This window comes from Myxococcus sp. AM009 (assembly GCF_013372605.1).
Taxonomy (GTDB): Bacteria; Myxococcota; Myxococcia; order Myxococcales; family Myxococcaceae; genus Myxococcus; species Myxococcus vastator.
The window spans coordinates 18,066-35,778 of the sequence record NZ_JABXEP010000004.1; the positions used below are offsets into that span (position 1 = coordinate 18,066).

Sequence of the window (17,713 nt, forward strand, 5' to 3'; positions counted from 1 at the left end):
GAAGGCGGAGGCCACACCGGGGCCTCCGCCTTCCTCCTTTGGCGGCGCTACTCCGGACGGGCCGTGACGCCGTCTGGATAGAGGGCGTCGGGGGCGAGCTTGCACGTGTGCCGGACGTAGTGCTCGAACCAGTCCAGGAATGTCGTGAAGGTGGCGCTCTGCGCCGCCTGCTGCGCTTCCCAGACGAACTGCCCCGAGTCCTGGAGCCGTGCCCACGTCAGCTCGCCCATGTGGTTGAGGACGATGGCGGGCGACGTCAACGCGCTTCCGCTCGCCGCGACACACCACTGCGCGTCCCGAGGCAGCACGTCGCCCGCCGCGAGCGCGTAGAGGTGCGTGGTGGACAGGGGGCGGTTGTCCCGCGTCACGTCCGAGGGGATGCGGACCCAGCGCGTCTCTTCCAGCACGTCATCCGGTGAGTACACCCGGAAGTTGGCGGGCAGGGGCGTCCAGGCGCCGCCATCATCCCAGTCGCGGACCTCGACGCGCGCGAAGGCCCAGCGCCGCCAGAATTCGCGGAGTCCCGCGGGCAGCACGGGCCTTCCATTGGATGACGGGAGGCCGAGCAGCTCCGGCACCAGGTCGATGTCCTCATCCGGTACGGGCGGGCCCAGGACGAGCCTCCCGCCAAACCCCTTCGCCCAGGCCTCCACGCTCTCCAGCAACTCCCAATAACGCGACTGCAGCGCCTGCTCGTGCATGAGGCGCAGCCTATGCCTGGGGCCTTCTTCGCGGGCAAGGGCGCTGCTTCACTGAAGGGACTTGGCGGGGTCCACGAAATCGCTAGTGTGCGCGCATCATGGCAAAGACGTCGAATGGGGATGCGGTGGCTGAAGCGGTGGAGCGCCTCAAGTCCTTGGCGGAGGAGGTGGAGGACATGGACGTGGAGTTCTCCAAGCCGGTGACCGTCAAAGAGGTGGCGAAGCTGGAGGCGAAGTTCAAGCTGAAGCTGCCTCCCAGCTACGTGCACTTCATCAGCACCTACGGCACCTTCAAGGTGCTGCACGGCGGGCGGGAGCTCATCGGCATGGAGGAGCCGGGCTTCCTGCGCGCGGCGTCGCCGGATGCGTCGGACGCGGTGGATGGTGACGACCCGGAGGTCGAGGAGGCCATCAACGAGGCCCTGTTCTTCCAGCGCGCGGATGACGACGCGGTGGACAACTTCTGGTGCTTCAATCCGCGCGACGTCACCCCGGAGGGGGAGATGGGCGTCGTGGGCTACTACCACGACGAGCGCTTCGCGCTTCCCAAGCTCCTGGGGACGAAGCACGCCAAGCACTTCACGGACTTCTCGGCGCACATCGTCAGCGTCATCGACGAGCTCATCGAGAACTTCGCGGAAGCGTAAGGCATGGCGGAAGGCCCGTGTTTCGGCACGGGCTGCGTCGAACCGCCGAGCGGCCCGCTCTAGAGGCAGTCGCCCAGCCCCTCATAGATGGTGGTCTGGGTGCGCGGCAGCGTGGCGTAGAGCGGAGACGTGCCCGCGAGCGCCGCCAGGAGCTGCTGCATCGTGGTGCGCGGCGCGAGCGGCACCTGGCAGGCCCACGTCTGCGCATCCACCGTCACCGCGCCCGTCGCCGGGTCGACCTCCTCGTTGCTGGCGGCGAAGACCCAGACACACTGGCCCATTCGGCCCGTCAGGGCATTCACGGAGCAGCGGAAGCGCAGCGACTCGATGTTGCTGTACTCGCCCTCACAGAACGTGTCGCCACAGATGTCATCGAAGTTCCGCTTGAGGGAGGCGCTGAGCTGGTACCACGCCTCGATGTCCGCCTCCGACGTCAGGTAGGCGGAGACGTCCACATACGCGTTGGCGACCGTGTTCCCGGACGCCAGGGCGGACAGCGGTGCAAGGAAAGACAGACTCAGGGCGGCAATGGAAAACTGGGAGGAGAGGGTCATGCATCCTATTTAGCCCCTCCTTCAGGTTTGCGAATCCACCCCCCATGGGCTGACACGGAGTCTTGACTGCACTCTGATAGGAATTCTCCATTCATGGCACCCCGGTCGAGGCCCAGGCGTCGGGGCCTGGGCCTCGACCGGGGTAAGGCCGCCTCAGTCCTTCTTCAGCTGGAGGAGCTCCCAGCCGCCGTCCGGATGGAGGTTCATCGGGTTCGCGGTGCCGACGTAGAGCGCCTTCTTGCCGCTCACCAGCGTGCGAACGCCGTAGTTCGTGTCGTTGCCCAGGCCCCTCAGCGACTCCGCCACCGCGCTCTTGTTGCGGTTCTCGAAGCGGAAGAGGTCCGCCCCTTGCTTCGGCAGCGCGATGTTGAGCAGCCGGAGGTAGTCATGGTGGGCGCGGCGCGCGTCCTCGACGGAGGTGACGCTGGCGGCGATGGCGGGCGGGGCCATGGGCGGCAGGGTTCCGCCTCCAAGGACCTCTTGCAGGCCCACGCGCGCCACCTGGCTCCAGTCGAAGGTGCCCAGGTACAAGTCATTGTCGTGGACCTTCAACGACCAGGTGTACGCGTTGAAGAAGTTCCCCAGGCCGGAGGAGCCCCAACGCGGGTCGGGATTCTCCAGGCGGTTGCGGTGGAAGGCGTTGAACGCGATGGTGTAGCCCTTGGCGGTGGGCGAGTACCTGGGCAGGTACTTCTCGCCGTAAATCACCCGAACCTGCTCATCCTGGTTGCCCAGCTCATCGCTCTGGAAGACGGACGTGGAGCGGTGGGTGCCCAGCGCGGTGTTCAGCAACTCCAGCCAGCCGAGGCTGCCGTTGCCGTCCGCGTCCAGGTCCAAAAGTCCCGAGGCGTGCGCCCCCAGGGCAATCGACGTGGCGAGGAAGGGGACGTGCATGGTGCCCCAGTACAGCCGCCCGTCGAACGACGCCACCGCGCCGCCGCCCGTGGTGGCCGCGGCCAGCAGGTCCGGCTCATAGTCGCGGATGTCCCAGACCTTCCTCCAGCCGTTGGCGTCCCCGGCATCCAGCCCGCTCTGCTCCAGGCGGGGGCTGCGCCACACGCCGGTGAAGCGCGCCGACAGCGGCGACGGCGAACCCCCCGTGGTGAAGGTGGGCCACGTCGTCACGTAGATGCGGCCGGCGTGCTCCACCAGATTGGCCACCTCCGCGTCCGTCTGCCCCACGACCTCGAAGTTGAAGAGGACCGCGGGGTTGGTGGACCTCGCGCCGCGCCACCGGAGCACGGCGCCGCCCGGCGCGTTGCCCAGCACCACGCTGTACGCCACGCCGGTGTAGAGCGCCCCGCGGACGTTCACCCACTCGCGGATGTTGTTGTACTGCAGGAAGTTCCTCGCGCCCAGGAAGGCCCCGGTGGCCGAGTCGAACGCGAACAGGTTGATGCCCGCGACGACGCTGGGGCCGGCCAGGAACACGACGCCGTCCTGCGCGCCGACGGAGCGCAGGCCCACGGTGGTGCGCCGCAGCACCTCCGCCCCCAAGGGCAGGCTTCCATTGAGTGAAGACAGCACGCCCGTGTCCAACTGGTAGCGCTGCAGGTTCGGCGGGCGGAAGTCGCCAGTGCCGGACTGGCTGGCGCCGAACTCACACACCCAGAAGGGGTTCTCCTGGGGCGTGGCGAAGCCGAGGAAGCCCTGCTGCACCAGGCACAGCGTGTTCGCTACCGTGCCGAACCACAGGGACTTGTCCGCCTTGGCCAGCCCCCAGACGTAGGCCTGGTTGCGCTTGGGCTTCGTGCCCGGCGCGCAGGGCGGCTGGCTGATGGGCCCGCCAATGGAAGAGAAGCACTCGTCCACCTCCGCCTTCGCCAGCAGCTCCCGCTCCAACTCGGGACGGGTCCAGATACCCTTGTCGCCGTTGATGATGAAGCGCTCGTAGGTCCAGAACTTCGCCAGGCTCAAGGGCGACAGGTCGCCCATGCCCGTCATCGGGTAGATGTCCAGCTCCCACGCGACGTCCTGCTCCGTGGGGACCCTGGGCAGGTCCGCCTCCCAAGTCGCCGCCTGCGCTTGCTCGCTCGTCGCCGCGGCCTCCGTGTCCTCAGGCTGGGGGGCCGCGCCACACCCCGTGACGACCCACAGACCCACTGCGCCAGCCATTGCCTTCCACCCGTAACGCATCACTGTCTGCCTCCGTGTGCTGCCCTGACCCGCCGTGGACCCCGCGATGCCCTGTGTGGGCAGTCACGCATCCACCGTGGGCGGCCTTGAGCAATCGGGGTGCCGCTCCAGAGGTGTCAGTGGGAAGATTCGCGGCCCCGTCGCGGGGGCAGGCGAGCCTGGCGCTCGTGCCCCCGGGAACAGGTGTCCTGGTGTCTCGTCAATGCCCGCGCGTGCCGGCAGTGGCCGTTGCTTCTCACCGGGGCGACTCGACACCCCAGGGAGGGCATTTCTCGTGGAGTCATGGGCCGCGCTGCGTGCACCGTGTGGTTCCTTCCCTCACAGGCTCATGGCAGGAAGGCGTCCTTCACAGCGTCGAGCAGCGGATTGGCGCCGGTCTGCGGGTCGGTGCATCCCTGGTTGATGGTCCAGATGATGGTGCCTCCGTAGCCGTTGTCATGGGTGAAGGCGCCCTTGGCGGCAATGGCTTGCGGTGAGTCATACGAAATCCACCGCACCGTGCCGTCCTCCACGGGGACCTCGAAGGTGACGTAGCTGGCCTGCGCCGCCTCGTCCCAGTGATAGACGCCCGTCGCCGACAGCTGGAGAATCTTGCTGTAGGTGAAGGAGTTGTCGCTGCCCACGTAGTCGGACCAGTCCGTGTACGGCTGATACGGGCCGGTGATGTTCCGCCACGCCATGCCATAGAACGGGATGCCCATGCCCAGCTTGCTCTTGGGGATGCCGGCGTTGGCCCAGGCGCTGAGGCTGGAGGCCACGGACGTGGGGTGGTAGCCCGACGCTCCCGTCAGCGCGGAGGTATACCAGGACAGCCAGCCGCCCCAGGGGCCCGTCATTTCGTAGGACATCACGTTCATCTGGTCCAGGTAGGGGACCAGGTTGTTGAACCACGGGTCCGCATCCTCGGGGAAGTTGCTGTTGACCCAGCCAATGGGCATGGTGAGCAGCATCTGCGGCCGGGCCGCGCGCAGCGCCTGAATCAGCGCGAGCAACGCCGGCTTGTCCGCCTGTTCCACCGGCTCCCAGTCGATATCCAGGCCGTCATAGCCAAAGGTATCCATCGCGTTGAGCAGGCTCTGGACGAACCGGGCGCGGTTCGCGTTGGACGCCGCGCCCACCCAGCCGTCGTGCTCACCCGCGCCGCCCACCATGATGATGGCCTTGCGTCCGGCAGCGTGTGCCCGCGTGGACAGCGTCCGCGCGATGGCCGGGCCGTTCGAGTTGTCGAACTGGGTGTTCACCGTCCCATCCGGATTGGGGGTGACGCGGCCCACGAGGATGTGCGTGAGCGCGGAGAAGTCCACCTTCTCCGGCGGGTACAGGTCCGAGTTCCAGCCGGTGTAGTAGCCCGACACCCACTTGCCGCTCGGCGGCGGCGGCGTGCTCTGGACGGTGACGGTGGCCACCGCCGACTTGGTGGGGGCGGCCTGGCTCGTCGCCACCACGTGGTAGGTGCCCCCGGTGGCTGGGGCGGTGTACAGGCCCGCCTGGGTGATGGTTCCTCCCTCCGCGCCCTCCTGCACGGACCACGTCACCGCCGTGTTGGTGCTGCCCGTCACCGTGGCCGTGAAGGCCTGCGTCCCCCCGGCCGGAATCGTGGCGGAGGTGGGGCTGATGGCCACTTCCACTGGCGGCGGCGGCGCGGGGATGCCACGCACGCCCAGCTCGTCGAAGTAGAGCGTGGGCAGGCTCAGGCCCCGGCCTTCCTGGAGCACCAGGCCCGTCACCTGTGCCCCCTGCGGCGCCAGGAGGGAGATGGGGACGGTGCACGTCGCCCAGGTGTTGGCGCGGATGCGGCCTCCGGTGCAGTACGGCCCCAGCTCGGTGCCAGGCGTGAAGACGCCGTTCACCACGGCCCGGGCCAGCAGCACCACGTTGTTGCCGGACGTCCCGCCATGCACGCGCAGCGTGAGCGTCATCCCCGCGTTCGAGGTGAGCGGCGATGTATTGAAGTACAGCGCTTCCCAGGCGCGCATCGTCACGGAGATGGAGTAGCGCCCCGCCGCGACGGGGGAGGTGTTGGTGAGCGAGCGGGGGGCCCAGGAGTAGTCCTGCCACGGTGCTTCCATGGCGTCGCGGTAGATCCAACTCGTCGTGACGGGGACCCACCCAGGCGGAACGCCTTCGTCCCTGTCAACCACTGCCGCGGGAGGCCTTGCTGCCGCCTGGGCGGCCCAGGCCGCGCTGCCGCCAGAAGCCAGGACCATGGCCATCCATGAAGCCAACCATACGACCAACCGGTTCATTCGCTTCTCCTGTCGAGGCCCGCTGGAGTTGCTCACTCATTCGCGGTGAGCCGTGCTACACGGTCTCGTTGCTTGACTGAAATTGACGGGCCTCCGGCAACCTGGGGAAGGAGCCCTTCAAGGCAAAGCCCTCCTCGAGGTCGCTTGAATGGGTTTCAATGTGACAGTTGAAATGTGTTTGTCTGGTGCTGTCTCGGACTCCGCATCCGAGCGCCCAAGAGGCGCCTTCCGGGGCCAGGGAGACGGGGACATTTCCTCAGTCGGCCCAGCGCGGCCGCCTCGTCTCGGGGCGTCTTGATGGTGAGTTGTATTTGTATGTCTATTGCTGACGGCGGCCCGGGTGGCCAGCGCGTGGGCGAGCCGCCTGGCCGCCCGGGCATCAGGTCAGTGTCGCGGCTCCATCCGTGGGGCGCTGGCGAGCGGTGTCGCCGGGTCCAGGGGGATGAAGACCAGCTGCGCCTGGGCCTGTGTCCAGTCCGAATTCCAGACGAAGACGGTGACGCTGCCCGGCGTGGTGGCTCGGAAGTAGAAGTGGCCCTGGGCCTGGGGGTTCGCCAGGTCGAGCGTCGTCACGGCGGGGCCCGCGCAGGCGGAGTCGGCGTAGAACTGGATGCCGGGGGAGGCCGGCCCCACCGCGGTGACATTGAAGGCCGTCGTGGTGGGAGTCGTCAGGTTTCCGCTCGAGTCCTGGGTCTGGACGATGAGCGGGCCGGAGCAGAGTCCCACGGGGACCTGCCGCGGCGGAGTGAGGAAGGCAAGACTCGCGGCGGGACCCGCGAGCACATCCACGGCGAAGGTGGAGCCGGGGAGGGTGGCCGGGTCATACCCCGCGCCGGTGATGACGTTGGAGTGAATGACATTGGCCGTCCCCAGGTCAGAGATACCGGCCTGGTAGACGTAGCCATTCGTCACACTGTCGAAGTGGAGCAGGTTGTCCACGACCTGGATGTTCGTCTGCGTCGCCGGAGGGTCTTCATTCTCGTTGCCCTGGGACAGGTAGACTCCGATGTCGTTGTTGAACAGGTGGTTGTCCTGAATGAGGATGTTCGACGACAAGGGGCCTCCGTACAGCGCCCCCCCGTAGACGAGGATGCCGCTGGCCACGCCGTCGCCGGTGTAGGAGTGGCCGGAGATGGTGTTGTTGATGATTTGGCCGGTGGCGCCCAATCCGACCTGGACTCCTGACTGGGCGATATTGCCAATGGCCCCCGCGCCCATGAACCGGTTCGCGGTGATGTTCACCGAGACGTTGCCAGTCGCCACGACACCGGCTTTCTGGTAGCCCAGCAGGAGGCTGTTCTGCACGCCGACGAACTGAGTCGGACCCAGGGAGTCCTGGTTGCGAATCAAGACGCCAACGCCCTCCTGGCAGCTTCCGGTTCCGGCCCCCTGCCGGATGTTGAAGAACTGGGTGCTGATGACGGAGCCGGAAGCATTGTCGAACCGGATCCCAGCGAGTGTGTCATCGCCCGCGTCGCAGACGTTTGAAAGGCCCATCGCCATGAGCCCGAGATTGACGTAGAACGCGCTGCCGCCGCAGTTGCGCGCGATAGGACCGGTGAAGTGGCCTCCTGGCGGGTCCAGCGCGATAATGAAGTGCCCTGCTCCATTCAGGATGTACCCATCCGGTATGAGCAGGGTGGAGGAGGTGGCGCAGGTTCCTGCCAGCGTCAGGACGTTTCCGTTCACGAAGACAGGGCAGGGGACGTACCCGCAGGAGGCGTCCTGGAAGCCCTCTTGGAGGGACGCCATGCTCAGCTCCGCTGTGTGGAGGTCCTCACCCGGGCTGCTCTGGAGTGCCGCGTGGCTGGGTTCCTCGCCCGCGCACCCAACGACTGGCAGTGCAAGGGCTCCAACCAGGATGCTTCCGAAATACCGCCATCGACTTCGACTCATACAGTTCCCTCTCTCTGAGCGAGTGCTCGGTGAGAAGGCATCGATAGTGTGAAGTCGTGCGGCGTAATATGGACTCCACGGATGTCGGCGGCGCTGGATGTGGACACGTCCCCCCTGCTCGAGTCTTGGTGAGATGTCCAGGTGGGGGTGGATGTGATTGGGAGGCAATGGAGTTCGGAGAGGTGAAGGTAGGATGACGCCCCGTGCGCTGGGTCAGGGCGTGGCGCCAGCGTCCACGTCGCGCAGTCAACGGGAAGGTGGCCCTGGAGGGGGGCTCGCCGGAAGGTCCGCTGACGCGTTGCATGGAAGGCTGGTTCCTCGCGCCACCGGGAGGCTCCCGGTAAAGTTTCGAATTCCTGTCCCACCTGGAGGATGCCGTGATGAGTCCCTTGGACACGCAGAACCCCTGGCGCCTCGCGGGCCTGTTGTGGCTGGTGGCCACGGTGGGGTGTCACCTGGAGGACCCGCTGCCCATCCACCTGGAGCCCTCCGCGTCGGCGCGAGTGATGGTGGTGCTGCCGCGCGCGCTTGCGTCCGGGTCCGTCACGGAGGTCCGCGCCACGCTCAAGCCCGTGGAGGGAGAAGAAGCGGGCGCGGTGCTCTCTCGTGGCGACGGCCTGTGGCAGGGGCTGGTGCGGCGGGTTGCCTCCGGACGGGAGGCGGAGGCCAGTGCCACCGTCCGAGGCGATGGCGGTGAGGTCCTGGCCCACATCGACGTTCCGAACGTAGTGATAGGCGCGCACCGGACGGCGCTGGTCGTCCTGGTCCCGCGAGCCACCGCTTCTGGCGCGCCCGGCGCGCCCTTCATCGGAGCGGTGCTGGGGTCGTTGGCGGAGGTCCGGCCCGAAGGGGAGGTGGCGCTGCGCGCGGTGGCGGAGGCCGCGTCCGGGGATGGGTCGCTCACGTATGCCTGGCGGGCGTCGGCTGGAACCTTCAGTGACGCCAGCGCCCCGGCGCCGGTCTGGACGGCGCCGGAGGCGTCCGGCTTCGTCACGTTGACGCTCCAGGTGACGAACGCGGTGGGCCTGGGGGCCACGCTGGACTTCCCGGTGCGGGTGGCTCGGGACCATGGCTTCGGCGCGGACGGCGCGGCCGCTTTCAACCGCTGGCCGCTGCTGGTGGAGCTGGGCTCCCTCCCTTCCGGCGAGGTCCAGTACGGCGACTCCCTCCAGCTCCAGGCGGAGGGCCGGGACGAGGATGGAGATGCGCTGACCTACGCGTGGACGGCGAGCTGCGACGGCACGTTCGACGACGCGAACGCGCGGTCGCCTCGCTTCACGCCGTCCACGCCGCCCTCCGGGGCCTGTGGCGCGTGCCAGTTCCACGTCACGATGCGGGATGACCGCGGCGGTGAGCACGTCGGCTCGGTGGACGTGTGTGTGGTGCAGCGGCTGCCGCCCATCATCGTCTCCACGGCCCAGTCGCGGACGCAGGCCCTGGGCGCGGAGCCCGTCCTGCTCCAGGCGGTGGCGGAGGACCCGCGTGGTGAGGCCCTCACCTTCCAGTGGTCCGCGAACACCGGCCTCCTGGAAACCGCCACCCAGGACGGGACGCGGGGCGAGGTGCGCTGGTCCGCGCTGTCCTGCATCCCGGCGGACGTGGAGCCTTCGGTGCGGCTCACCGTCACGAATGTGTCGGGGATGAGCGCGACGCACCTGTTCCAGATTCGCTGGGACGACCGGCGCTGTGGAGCGTTTCCTCCCTGCTCCGCCCGGTGGGAGGACGGCCGCGTGACGCTGACGGCGGACTGCACGACGGAGGGCACGCTGTACATCCCGGAGGGAGTCACCTTTGACGGCGCCGGACACGTGGTGACGGCGGTGGACCCCGCAGGAGGCCGCTTCCAGGGGGCGGTGCTCCGCAACCGGGGAGACACGGCCCACGTCCACGACGTGGCGGTGGAGTCGCGCGGCCTGTCGGAGCTGGCCTGTGACGCGGGTGAGGCCGGCTTGAGTGGCATCCGCTTCATCGGGGCGAGCGGCTCCATCACCGACAGCGAGGTGCGCGCGCTGCATCAGGATGAGGGACGGGGCGCCTGCCAGGAGGGCGTGGCCATCGAGGTGCGAAACGCCCAGGAAGCCTCCCGGGTGGTCCAGGTGGACGTCATGCGCAACCACGTCGTGGGCTACCAGAAGGCGGGCGTCGTGGCCTCGGGCCGGGTGGACGTGGCCGTGGAGGACAACGTGGTGGAGGGCGGCGGTCCATCGGCGGTCATCGCCAGGAATGGCATCCAGCTGAGCTTCGGCGCCACGGGACAGGTGCTGGGCAACCGCGTCACCGGCAACGTCTATTCGGGGACCGGCTATGTGGCGGCCGGCATCCTCGTCGCGGGTGGGGCCTACTACGGCGGCCCGGTGTGCGAGGACGTCCTCATCCAGGGCAACACGCTGGAGGCGAACGACGTTGGCATCGACCTGTCGCAAGCGGAGGCGGACGGCGGGCCGCTGGCGCAATCCTCACGGCTGCTCGTGGTGGAGAACACGTTGAGCCATGACGTGGTTGCGAACGGCGTGCCGTACCAGGCGGGCATCTCGGACCTGGGCGGGGCCAACGTCATCAGCCGCAACCGCGTCAGTGGCGCGGGCTATGCCAGGGATACGCTGCCGGGTGTCACCTTCGATGTGGACGTGGTGGCGGACGCGGCGGCGCAGGTGGCCTTCCTCACACCCCCGCAAGACGTGGCGGCGGGCGCGTGCTCAGCGGCGCTGGTGGTGCAGAGCCAGGACGCCCTGGGCAATCTGTCCGCCCTGGCTACGTCCACGCTGCTGGTGGAGGCGCAGGGCGACGTCGGAGAAGTGACCTTCTTCCGGGACGCGGCGTGTACGCAGGCCCTGGTGCCTTTGAATGGCAGCGGCGCCATGTCTCTGGAGGGGCCGCAGCAGGAAGCGGTGTTCTATTTCCGCGCGGCGCAGGCAGGGGCGTTGGAGGTGCAGGTGCGAGGTGATGGGGTGAGCGCATCCCAGCGGCACATGGTGCGTTAGACGAAACGGGGGGCGCCGAGGCATTGAACAAGCCAAGGCCGTGGCCGTCGCGTTGCTCGTGGCCCCGGGCCTGTCTGGCTTCCGACTCTGTCGTAGACTCCGTGGGATGGAAGGGGCCAAGGTCCCTTCCACTTCCACTGGTTCGTCATGACTCCGACTCCCTCCGGGCCCGCGTACACCCTCCAGACCGCGCGAACCCTGCTCCGCTGCTGGTCACCCGCTGACGCCGCGCGTGCGCTCCGCGCCATTGACGCCAGCCTTGAACATCTGCGCCCCTGGCTGCCCTGGGCGGGCGACTACCCGATGAGCGTGACGCAGCAGGCCGCCGTCCTGCGGCGCTTTCGCGGGAGCTTCGACCTGGGACAAGACTTCACCTATGCCGTGTTCGACCGGAGTGGGACGGAGGTCCTGGGCGGCTGCGGGCTGCATCCCCGTGGGGGCGAGGGGACTCGGGAGATAGGGTATTGGATCGCGGCCCAGCACACGGGCCAGGGGCTGGCGACCGAAGTGGCGGCGGCGCTCACCCGTGTCGCGTTCGAGCTGGAGGGCCTGCGCCGGGTGGAGATTCACTGCGAACCGCTCAATGTCCCGAGCATCGCGGTGGCCCGCAAGCTGGGCTTCACCCACGAAGGCACCTTGCGGCAGCGCCTCCGGGCCGCTGACGGAACGTGGCGCGACCTCATGCTCTGGACCCTCCTGTCGGAGGACTACCGGGCCAGCCCCGCGGCCGCGAGCAACCTGGAGGCGTTCGACGTGCTGGGGCAGAAGCTGCTGTAGGCCTTTGGCTCAGGGCGCCGGGCCGGGGTGGTGACAGCGAACACCAGGCAGGTGCGCGAGTCACCAGGACGCCGCCCTTCAGGCGTGACGCCGTGCGGCCGTCGTCAGCGCCCTCCCTGAGCGATTTCAGGAGGTTGTGCGGAGGTCGGTGGGGAGGTGGGACATGGCACGTCCCCTGCTCTACGTGGCGGCATCCACCCCAAGCCGAGGACCCCTCGCCATGGCGCTCTCCCCCGTCTCCCGTTCGTGCGTCTCCAGCCCCACCCTCCAGCGCGCCTCCGGAATGGAGCGCCCCGCGGCGCCGCGGCAGTCCCTGACGGGGGCGGGGCAGATGGACCCGCTGCGGCAGCTGTTCCAGCGCGACGGCTTTGATGGGCCGGGGGGGGCGGCGAAGGGGCAGGGCGTGGAGGCGCTGACGCAGAACCTCTCCCGGCTGGCCCAGCTGCTGACGGAGGCCACCCGCGTGCTGGGCGGCGAGGGTGCCTCGCGTCCGCAGGGCGGCGCTCACCCGGTCTCCGAAGCGAAGGGCGCGGGCAGCGCGCCAGCCAACCGCGAGGTGGACCGCTTCGAACCGGCGCGGCCCGCTCCGGCTGCCCCCGCCGCTGCGGCCGGTTCGCAGGCGAAGGCCGTCGCGGGCCCCACGGGCGCGCCGGGTGTGTCGAAGGATGGCAACACCATCACCTTCACCAACGACGGCAACACGCCGATGACCATCAAGTTCACTCCCAACGCAGGGGAGAAGGAGCTGGACTCCGTCACCCTGGCGCCGGGCAAGACGCAGACGCTCCAGTTCCCGGAGAACTGGTCCGGCAACTTCCGGAGCACGTCCGGTGACGGCAGCGCGGCCACGCTGGGCGAGGTCAAGTTCGACGGGGGCTTCGGCAAGACGTACTACGACGTGAGCTACATCGAGGGCCACAACGCCTCGATGACGATGCAGCCGGAGGAGGGCGGCCGGGTGTCGGGCACGCATGACGACCTGCTGTCAGCCGCGCCGGATTCCATCAAGGCGCGCAACGCGGACGGCTCCGCGTACGGCATCAAGAAGAGCACCACGTCCAACGTCCAGGACGCTGGCGTCGTGGACTTCTACCGGAAGCACGTGGGCGCCGATGAGGGCTACGTCATCCCCACGGACGATGCGAGCACGCTGGGGAGCGGCGACACGAACCTGGTCGTCCGCATGAAGAACCTCGTCTGAGCCGCCCCTCGAGCGTGCTCGACGCGCGGCTCCGGGTGACGCTGGCGGGTTCGGGGTGCTATCCCCACGCCTTGCCCCGATGAGCACCGACGCCCCGACTGCCGCCGCGCCCCCTGACGTCTTTCAAAAGCGTCTCGATGGACTGCTCATCGTGGCGCTCGTCGTCTGGGGATTGGCCCAACTGGCGCCCCACCTGGCGCACCCGGCCATCTACATCTGGGACGAGGCGATGCATCAGGCCGCCGCGCGCGGCACGTACGACACCTTCTTCACGCCGCACATCTACAAGGACCCGATTTTTTCCGCGGACCCTCGCCACTGGTGGGCCGCGCACGTGTGGATGCACAAGCCCACGGGGCCCTTCTGGTTCGGCGCGCTGATGATGCACGTGGTGGGCGTGACGCCGCTGGCGCTGCGGCTGGCCTCGCTCCTGGGGCACCTGGCCGCGGCGGTGTCCATCTTCCTCATCGCGCGCGGGCCCGCCGGGCGCTTCTGGGCCGTGCTGGGCGCGGCGGGCTTCCTCTCCATGCCCTTTGGCTGGCAGCTCGTCCAGGGACGCATCTTCGGCGACGTGACGGATTGCACCCTGACGGGCTGCAACGCCGTCGCGGTGGCGCTCCTGTTCCATGCCACGCGTCAGGATTCGTGGCGCTGGGGCCTGGCGGCGGGTGCGGCCGTGGGGCTGGGCTTCCTCTGCAAGACGGGGCTCGCGTTGACGCCCCTGGGCATCGCGGCGACGCTGTGGGCGCTGGGACGGCTGCGCTTCTGCCCGGGGCCGAGGTTCAGCACGGTGGTGGCCATGGTGGGCGCGGCCGTGCTCCTGGCGGCGCCGTGGAGCGTCTACTCCGCATGGCGCTGGCCGGAGCTGCATGACCTGGAGGCGCGGGTGACGCGCGCCCACCTCTTCGCCGACCCGACGGTGGACGTGGGGCCCTGGCACCGGCCGGTGGATGCCCTCCTGAACGAGGTCAACACCCAGAGCCTTGCGCCGCTGCCCGCGGTGTTGCCGCTGCTCGCCTTCGTGTGGCTGCTGGTGCGCGGAGTGCGCCGGCGGGAGCTGGAGGTGGTGGGGCTCGCGCTGTGGGTGGGGGCCACCTGGCTCGTGTTGTCGCTGAGCGTGGTGAAGGTCCCCGCCATCGCCTGGGGCGCGGTGCCCGCCGTCCTGGCCGCGTTGGCCATCGCGGGCTCGGATGCCAGACGCCACCCCTCGCTCGCGGCGGCGCTCCTGGCCGCGGTCGCCACGCCGTGGCTCGTCAAGCACCTGCCCATGCTCGGTGGTGTCCGCGCCGTGCTCCCCGCGGTGCTGGCGCAGACGCGCGAGCGACCCGGGCTCGCGGAGGGACTGGTCGTGGCCTCCGCCGCGGCGCTGCTCGTCGCGCTCGTGTGCTGGCGCCTGCCGCGAAAGCTGTCCTGGGCGCCCCTGGGCTTGGGGCTCCTGGCCTCGGGCGTGCTCGCGTGGCTGCTGGCCGTCACCTTCCCGGTGGCGAAGGCGCGCTACCAGTCCGAGCACCTGGACGACTTGTATGTCACCTACTCCCGGGAGGTGGGGCGCGCGCTCGAACAGCAGACGCCGGCGCGCAGTGTCCTCTTCCTCGCGCAGGACTCGGACGTGCCCCACTCCATGGAGTACCTGAGCCTCATGTTCTGGAGCAATCGTATGACGTACCGGCGGCCGCCAGACATCGTGAGTGCCCGCAGGCGCGGCTATCACCCCTACCTCGTCTCGCCGCTCGCGGAGCGCTACGCCCCCGTCCCCGGTGTGCCGCCGGATGCCGCGCTGCGAGCCTACGACCTGGAGGCCCCCCGGTCCGAACCCGCGCCGCTGCCCGACGGGGTCATTCCGCTGGCCTTCCGTGAGAAGGACATGGAGGTGCTGGGCGTCGCGGCGGGCCACGCAGGTGGAGGCCGTGACCGGTATGCCTTCTACGTCCGCGCCCGGGGGGCTCCGCGCGCGCTGCGCGTCGTCTTCCACGGACCCGGCGGAAGCGTGGAGCGCATGCTGGAGCCTGGCGCCGCGCTGCGAAGGGACGCCGCGCTGCGACGCGCCAGCTGGTTCATCGTGCCCGTGCTGGGGCCTCCTCGCGCGGACGTGACGCAGCTGGAGCTGGGCGCAAACGGCCAGCGGGTGACGTTCTCCCGCCCGGGCGCCTGAGGAAAAAGCGGCGCAACGCCCCGTGGGGCCAAGGCCTGTCGGGTGCAGGGAACTTCACTGCCGAGGCATCTCGCGGGACAGGGGAAGCGTTTGCCCAGGTCGGCAGGGCGTGCGGCCGGTCGCGGGTGGGGCAATTACCCTCCTCGACGCGACCTGATGTTGCTTCATGTCCACCGATGCGGTCCCCACTGTGGGAGGTGCTTTTCCATCATGCGAGAGGAAGGGCGTAACACCTACCTCCCATGGGGAATCCTTGTGTCAGGGGCTTGTCGCCCCGCGTCTTCCCAGACATGGCACAAACGGTGAAATCCGCCACGTCCGAGCCTGGTGCTCATGAACGAGGTCGGAACCATGCGGATGAAGCTGAAGCAGCAGTGGGTTGCCGCGGCATGTGCGGCGGTGGTGGGTGGGAGCGGAGTCGCGAATGCCCATGACCTGATTTGCAAGAAGAAGGTCAATGGCGCGTCGGTGGTGGTGGCGGACGAATACCCCTACACCGCGAACTACAGCTTCAAGGTCATCAACGTCCATCCGACGTTGCCGTCCGTGTTGCTGACGGCGACCGATGATGTGCTGTCGAGCGAGGGCTTCACGTTCTCCCCGCCGCCGCCGGTGAGCATTCCCGTCAACGGCTCGCTGACGTCGGAATTCGCGCTGCAAATCGGCAGCTACGAAGAGTGTGTGGCCATCGCCGCGGAGGACGGCCTCGCGGACAACCACATCGACAACACGTTCCGGGTGACGTTCGACCTGGGCTCGGCCATGTGTTCGGCGCGCCTGACGTGCGAGCGGGAAGAGCCGCCTCCGGTGGAGTGCACCAGCGCCACCCGGACGCTGGGCTTCTTCAGCACCCGCATCCTGTCGCTCACGCAGTGCCTCGCGCTGGGCCCCATCGACCTGGGCCCCATCGGCACCATCGTCACGCTGCCCGCCGCGGAGGGCATCCTGTGGGGCAGCCCGGCCATGTACCCGGCGGGAGGGGTGCGCAGCCAGCTGGACCGGCTCCGCTTCCTGCTCGCTCGCCAGACGCTGGTGGGCGTCTGCAATCAGCGCCTGTTCGGCTCCACGCCCACGCCGCCGTCGCTGCTCACGGACGCGGTCGCCGCGCTGAACACCACCGACTGCGGCCTCATCTCGTCGCTGATTGACCCCGTGGATAACTTCAACAATCAGTGCGACTCGTATCCGCTGCCCGGGAACTTCATCCCCGGCCCCGCCACGCCCCAGGCCGCGCAGGCGATCGCCGTCGACCCGACCTCCAACTCCGGCCAGAGCTGCTCGCCCTGAGCCGTCCCCACTTCATTTCCAGACACCTTTCAAAGCTCAAGGAAAGACACGCCATGAAGAAAATCATGTTGTCGACGTGCGTTTGCGCGGCCCTCGCCCTCACGGCCTGCGGTGGGGGCACTGAGCGGCTCGACTCCGTCCAGGACGAGCCACCCGCGCCCTCCGGTCCGGTCCAGACGGAGGACGGGCAGCGCTTCGAGCTGCGGCTCCGCGGCTCCGCGGCGGAAGGCTACGACAAGCTGGAGCTCCCCATCGGTGCCGTCCGCGTCACCGCGAATGGGGCTCCGCTCAAGGTGGAGCTGGCGAAAGACCGCGTGGATGTGGCCCAGGCCGACCACGCGCACCTGGTGGCCTACTTCTACGTGCCGGAAGGCGTGGAGCGCGTCCGCGTGACGTTCCAACTGGAAGGGCTGGGCGGCTATGCCCGGGCGGAGGGCTCTGGCTTCGTCGACGCCAGCGTCGCTCCGGTCACCTTCGAGGCGCCCGTGCACGAGCTGGCGCTGCGTGGCCGCGCGGTGGTGCAGCTCGACGTAGCGCGCTCCCTCGTGGACCTGGGGAGCCACCGCCTGCTGCTCCCCAACGGTGTGGTCAACTACTGAGCCCCGACACCCCACTCAGACACCCCACCTGCCGAACCGCTTGACTGGCCGCGTCTCATGCCACATATGAAGTGGCATGAGACGCGACAGTCGGCTCTCCGTCGCCTTGCATGTCCTCCTCCACATGGAGGGCATGGGCCCCGTGGTGACGTCAGAGGCGATGGGGCGGCTGCTGAAGGCCAATCCCGTGGTGGTCCGGCGGACCATGGCCGGACTTCGGGACGCAGGACTCCTCACCTCGGTGAAGGGGCACGGTGGAGGGTGGTCGCTGGCGCGCACGCTCGACACCGTGACGTTGGAGGACGTGTACGAAGCGCTCGGAGCGCCGACGCTCTTCAGTATCGGCCCCCATGATGAAAGTCCGGGCTGTCTCGTGGAGCAGGCCGTCAATGATGCGCTGGGAAAGGCGCTGGACCAGGCCGCGGCGCTGCTCATGCAACACCTCCGAAGCACGTCCGTGGCGGACCTGGGTCGCGGCGTTCGCCGCCGTCACGCTCGCGCCGCGAAGGAGCGCGTCAAGCCTCGTGTCTGACGCG

13 protein-coding genes are annotated in these 17,713 nt (G+C 68.8%); 8 read left to right on the plus strand and 5 right to left on the minus strand.

Going from position 1 to position 17,713, the window contains the following annotated elements; genetic code table 11:
- Nucleotides 1–47 precede the first annotated feature (47 nt).
- On the minus strand, nucleotides 48–701 hold the full coding sequence (locus HV824_RS01935) for a hypothetical protein (protein ID WP_176416270.1): 654 nt from the start codon (nucleotides 699–701) through the stop codon (nucleotides 48–50).
- A gap of 98 nt (nucleotides 702–799) precedes the next feature.
- On the opposite strand from HV824_RS01935, the gene HV824_RS01940 reads away from it, so the two are divergent.
- Nucleotides 800–1,348, plus strand: a complete 549-nt coding sequence (locus HV824_RS01940) for an SMI1/KNR4 family protein (RefSeq protein WP_176416271.1) — start codon at nucleotides 800–802, stop codon at nucleotides 1,346–1,348.
- A 59-nt stretch (nucleotides 1,349–1,407) separates the two neighbouring features.
- On the opposite strand, the gene HV824_RS01945 is transcribed toward HV824_RS01940, so the two are convergent.
- The 4 genes from HV824_RS01945 to HV824_RS01960 form a co-directional block, all read right to left on the minus strand.
- The gene (locus tag HV824_RS01945) at nucleotides 1,408–1,902 is read right to left on the minus strand and encodes a hypothetical protein (RefSeq protein WP_176416272.1); all 495 of its coding nucleotides are present in this window, start codon (nucleotides 1,900–1,902) and stop codon (nucleotides 1,408–1,410) included.
- Nucleotides 1,903–2,055: 153 nt separating this feature from the next.
- Nucleotides 2,056–4,017, minus strand: coding sequence for a hypothetical protein (locus HV824_RS37095; RefSeq protein WP_176422526.1), 1,962 nt, complete (start codon nucleotides 4,015–4,017; stop codon nucleotides 2,056–2,058).
- Nucleotides 4,018–4,364: 347 nt separating this feature from the next.
- On the minus strand, nucleotides 4,365–6,251 hold the full coding sequence (locus tag HV824_RS01955) for a glycosyl hydrolase family 18 protein (RefSeq protein ID WP_176422564.1): 1,887 nt from the start codon (nucleotides 6,249–6,251) through the stop codon (nucleotides 4,365–4,367).
- Between the two features lie 417 nt (nucleotides 6,252–6,668).
- Complete coding sequence (locus tag HV824_RS01960) at nucleotides 6,669–8,036, minus strand: right-handed parallel beta-helix repeat-containing protein (protein WP_255207677.1); 1,368 nt, start codon at nucleotides 8,034–8,036, stop codon at nucleotides 6,669–6,671.
- A gap of 524 nt (nucleotides 8,037–8,560) precedes the next feature.
- Here HV824_RS01960 and HV824_RS01965 point away from each other — a divergent pair.
- The 7 genes from HV824_RS01965 to HV824_RS01995 all read left to right on the plus strand — a co-directional run bounded on the left by HV824_RS01965 (nucleotide 8,561) and on the right by HV824_RS01995 (nucleotide 17,709).
- Nucleotides 8,561–11,161: a right-handed parallel beta-helix repeat-containing protein gene (locus HV824_RS01965; protein ID WP_255207678.1), complete on the plus strand. Its 2,601-nt coding sequence runs from the start codon at nucleotides 8,561–8,563 to the stop codon at nucleotides 11,159–11,161.
- A gap of 147 nt (nucleotides 11,162–11,308) precedes the next feature.
- The gene (locus HV824_RS01970) at nucleotides 11,309–11,938 is read left to right on the plus strand and encodes a GNAT family N-acetyltransferase (protein ID WP_176416274.1); all 630 of its coding nucleotides are present in this window, start codon (nucleotides 11,309–11,311) and stop codon (nucleotides 11,936–11,938) included.
- Nucleotides 11,939–12,158: 220 nt separating this feature from the next.
- Nucleotides 12,159–13,139, plus strand: coding sequence for a hypothetical protein (locus tag HV824_RS01975; RefSeq protein WP_176416275.1), 981 nt, complete (start codon nucleotides 12,159–12,161; stop codon nucleotides 13,137–13,139).
- A gap of 151 nt (nucleotides 13,140–13,290) precedes the next feature.
- On the plus strand, nucleotides 13,291–15,291 hold the full coding sequence (locus tag HV824_RS01980; RefSeq protein WP_368670857.1) for an ArnT family glycosyltransferase: 2,001 nt from the start codon (nucleotides 13,291–13,293) through the stop codon (nucleotides 15,289–15,291).
- Nucleotides 15,292–15,618: 327 nt separating this feature from the next.
- The gene (locus HV824_RS01985) at nucleotides 15,619–16,578 is read left to right on the plus strand and encodes a hypothetical protein (protein WP_368670858.1); all 960 of its coding nucleotides are present in this window, start codon (nucleotides 15,619–15,621) and stop codon (nucleotides 16,576–16,578) included.
- A 53-nt stretch (nucleotides 16,579–16,631) separates the two neighbouring features.
- Nucleotides 16,632–17,177, plus strand: a complete 546-nt coding sequence (locus HV824_RS01990) for a hypothetical protein (RefSeq protein ID WP_176416277.1) — start codon at nucleotides 16,632–16,634, stop codon at nucleotides 17,175–17,177.
- Nucleotides 17,178–17,253: 76 nt separating this feature from the next.
- Nucleotides 17,254–17,709, plus strand: coding sequence for an Rrf2 family transcriptional regulator (locus tag HV824_RS01995; protein ID WP_176416278.1), 456 nt, complete (start codon nucleotides 17,254–17,256; stop codon nucleotides 17,707–17,709).
- Nucleotides 17,710–17,713: the final 4 nt, after the last annotated feature.

What these genes read in the sequence shown, in the direction of transcription:
- HV824_RS01975 (WP_176416275.1), top strand. Translation starts at nt 12,159, where the DNA reads ATGGCGCTCTCCCCCGTCTCCCGTTCGTGCGTCTCCAGCCCCACCCTC.
- HV824_RS01935 (WP_176416270.1), bottom strand. Translation starts at nt 701, where the DNA reads ATGCACGAGCAGGCGCTGCAGTCGCGTTATTGGGAGTTGCTGGAGAGC.
- HV824_RS01995 (WP_176416278.1), top strand. Translation starts at nt 17,254, where the DNA reads ATGAGACGCGACAGTCGGCTCTCCGTCGCCTTGCATGTCCTCCTCCAC.
- HV824_RS01955 (WP_176422564.1), bottom strand. Translation starts at nt 6,251, where the DNA reads ATGGCCATGGTCCTGGCTTCTGGCGGCAGCGCGGCCTGGGCCGCCCAG.
- HV824_RS01990 (WP_176416277.1), top strand. Translation starts at nt 16,632, where the DNA reads ATGAAGAAAATCATGTTGTCGACGTGCGTTTGCGCGGCCCTCGCCCTC.
- HV824_RS01970 (WP_176416274.1), top strand. Translation starts at nt 11,309, where the DNA reads ATGACTCCGACTCCCTCCGGGCCCGCGTACACCCTCCAGACCGCGCGA.
- HV824_RS01940 (WP_176416271.1), top strand. Translation starts at nt 800, where the DNA reads ATGGCAAAGACGTCGAATGGGGATGCGGTGGCTGAAGCGGTGGAGCGC.
- HV824_RS01965 (WP_255207678.1), top strand. Translation starts at nt 8,561, where the DNA reads ATGAGTCCCTTGGACACGCAGAACCCCTGGCGCCTCGCGGGCCTGTTG.
- HV824_RS01945 (WP_176416272.1), bottom strand. Translation starts at nt 1,902, where the DNA reads ATGACCCTCTCCTCCCAGTTTTCCATTGCCGCCCTGAGTCTGTCTTTC.
- HV824_RS37095 (WP_176422526.1), bottom strand. Translation starts at nt 4,017, where the DNA reads ATGGCTGGCGCAGTGGGTCTGTGGGTCGTCACGGGGTGTGGCGCGGCC.
- HV824_RS01960 (WP_255207677.1), bottom strand. Translation starts at nt 8,036, where the DNA reads ATGGCGTCCCTCCAAGAGGGCTTCCAGGACGCCTCCTGCGGGTACGTC.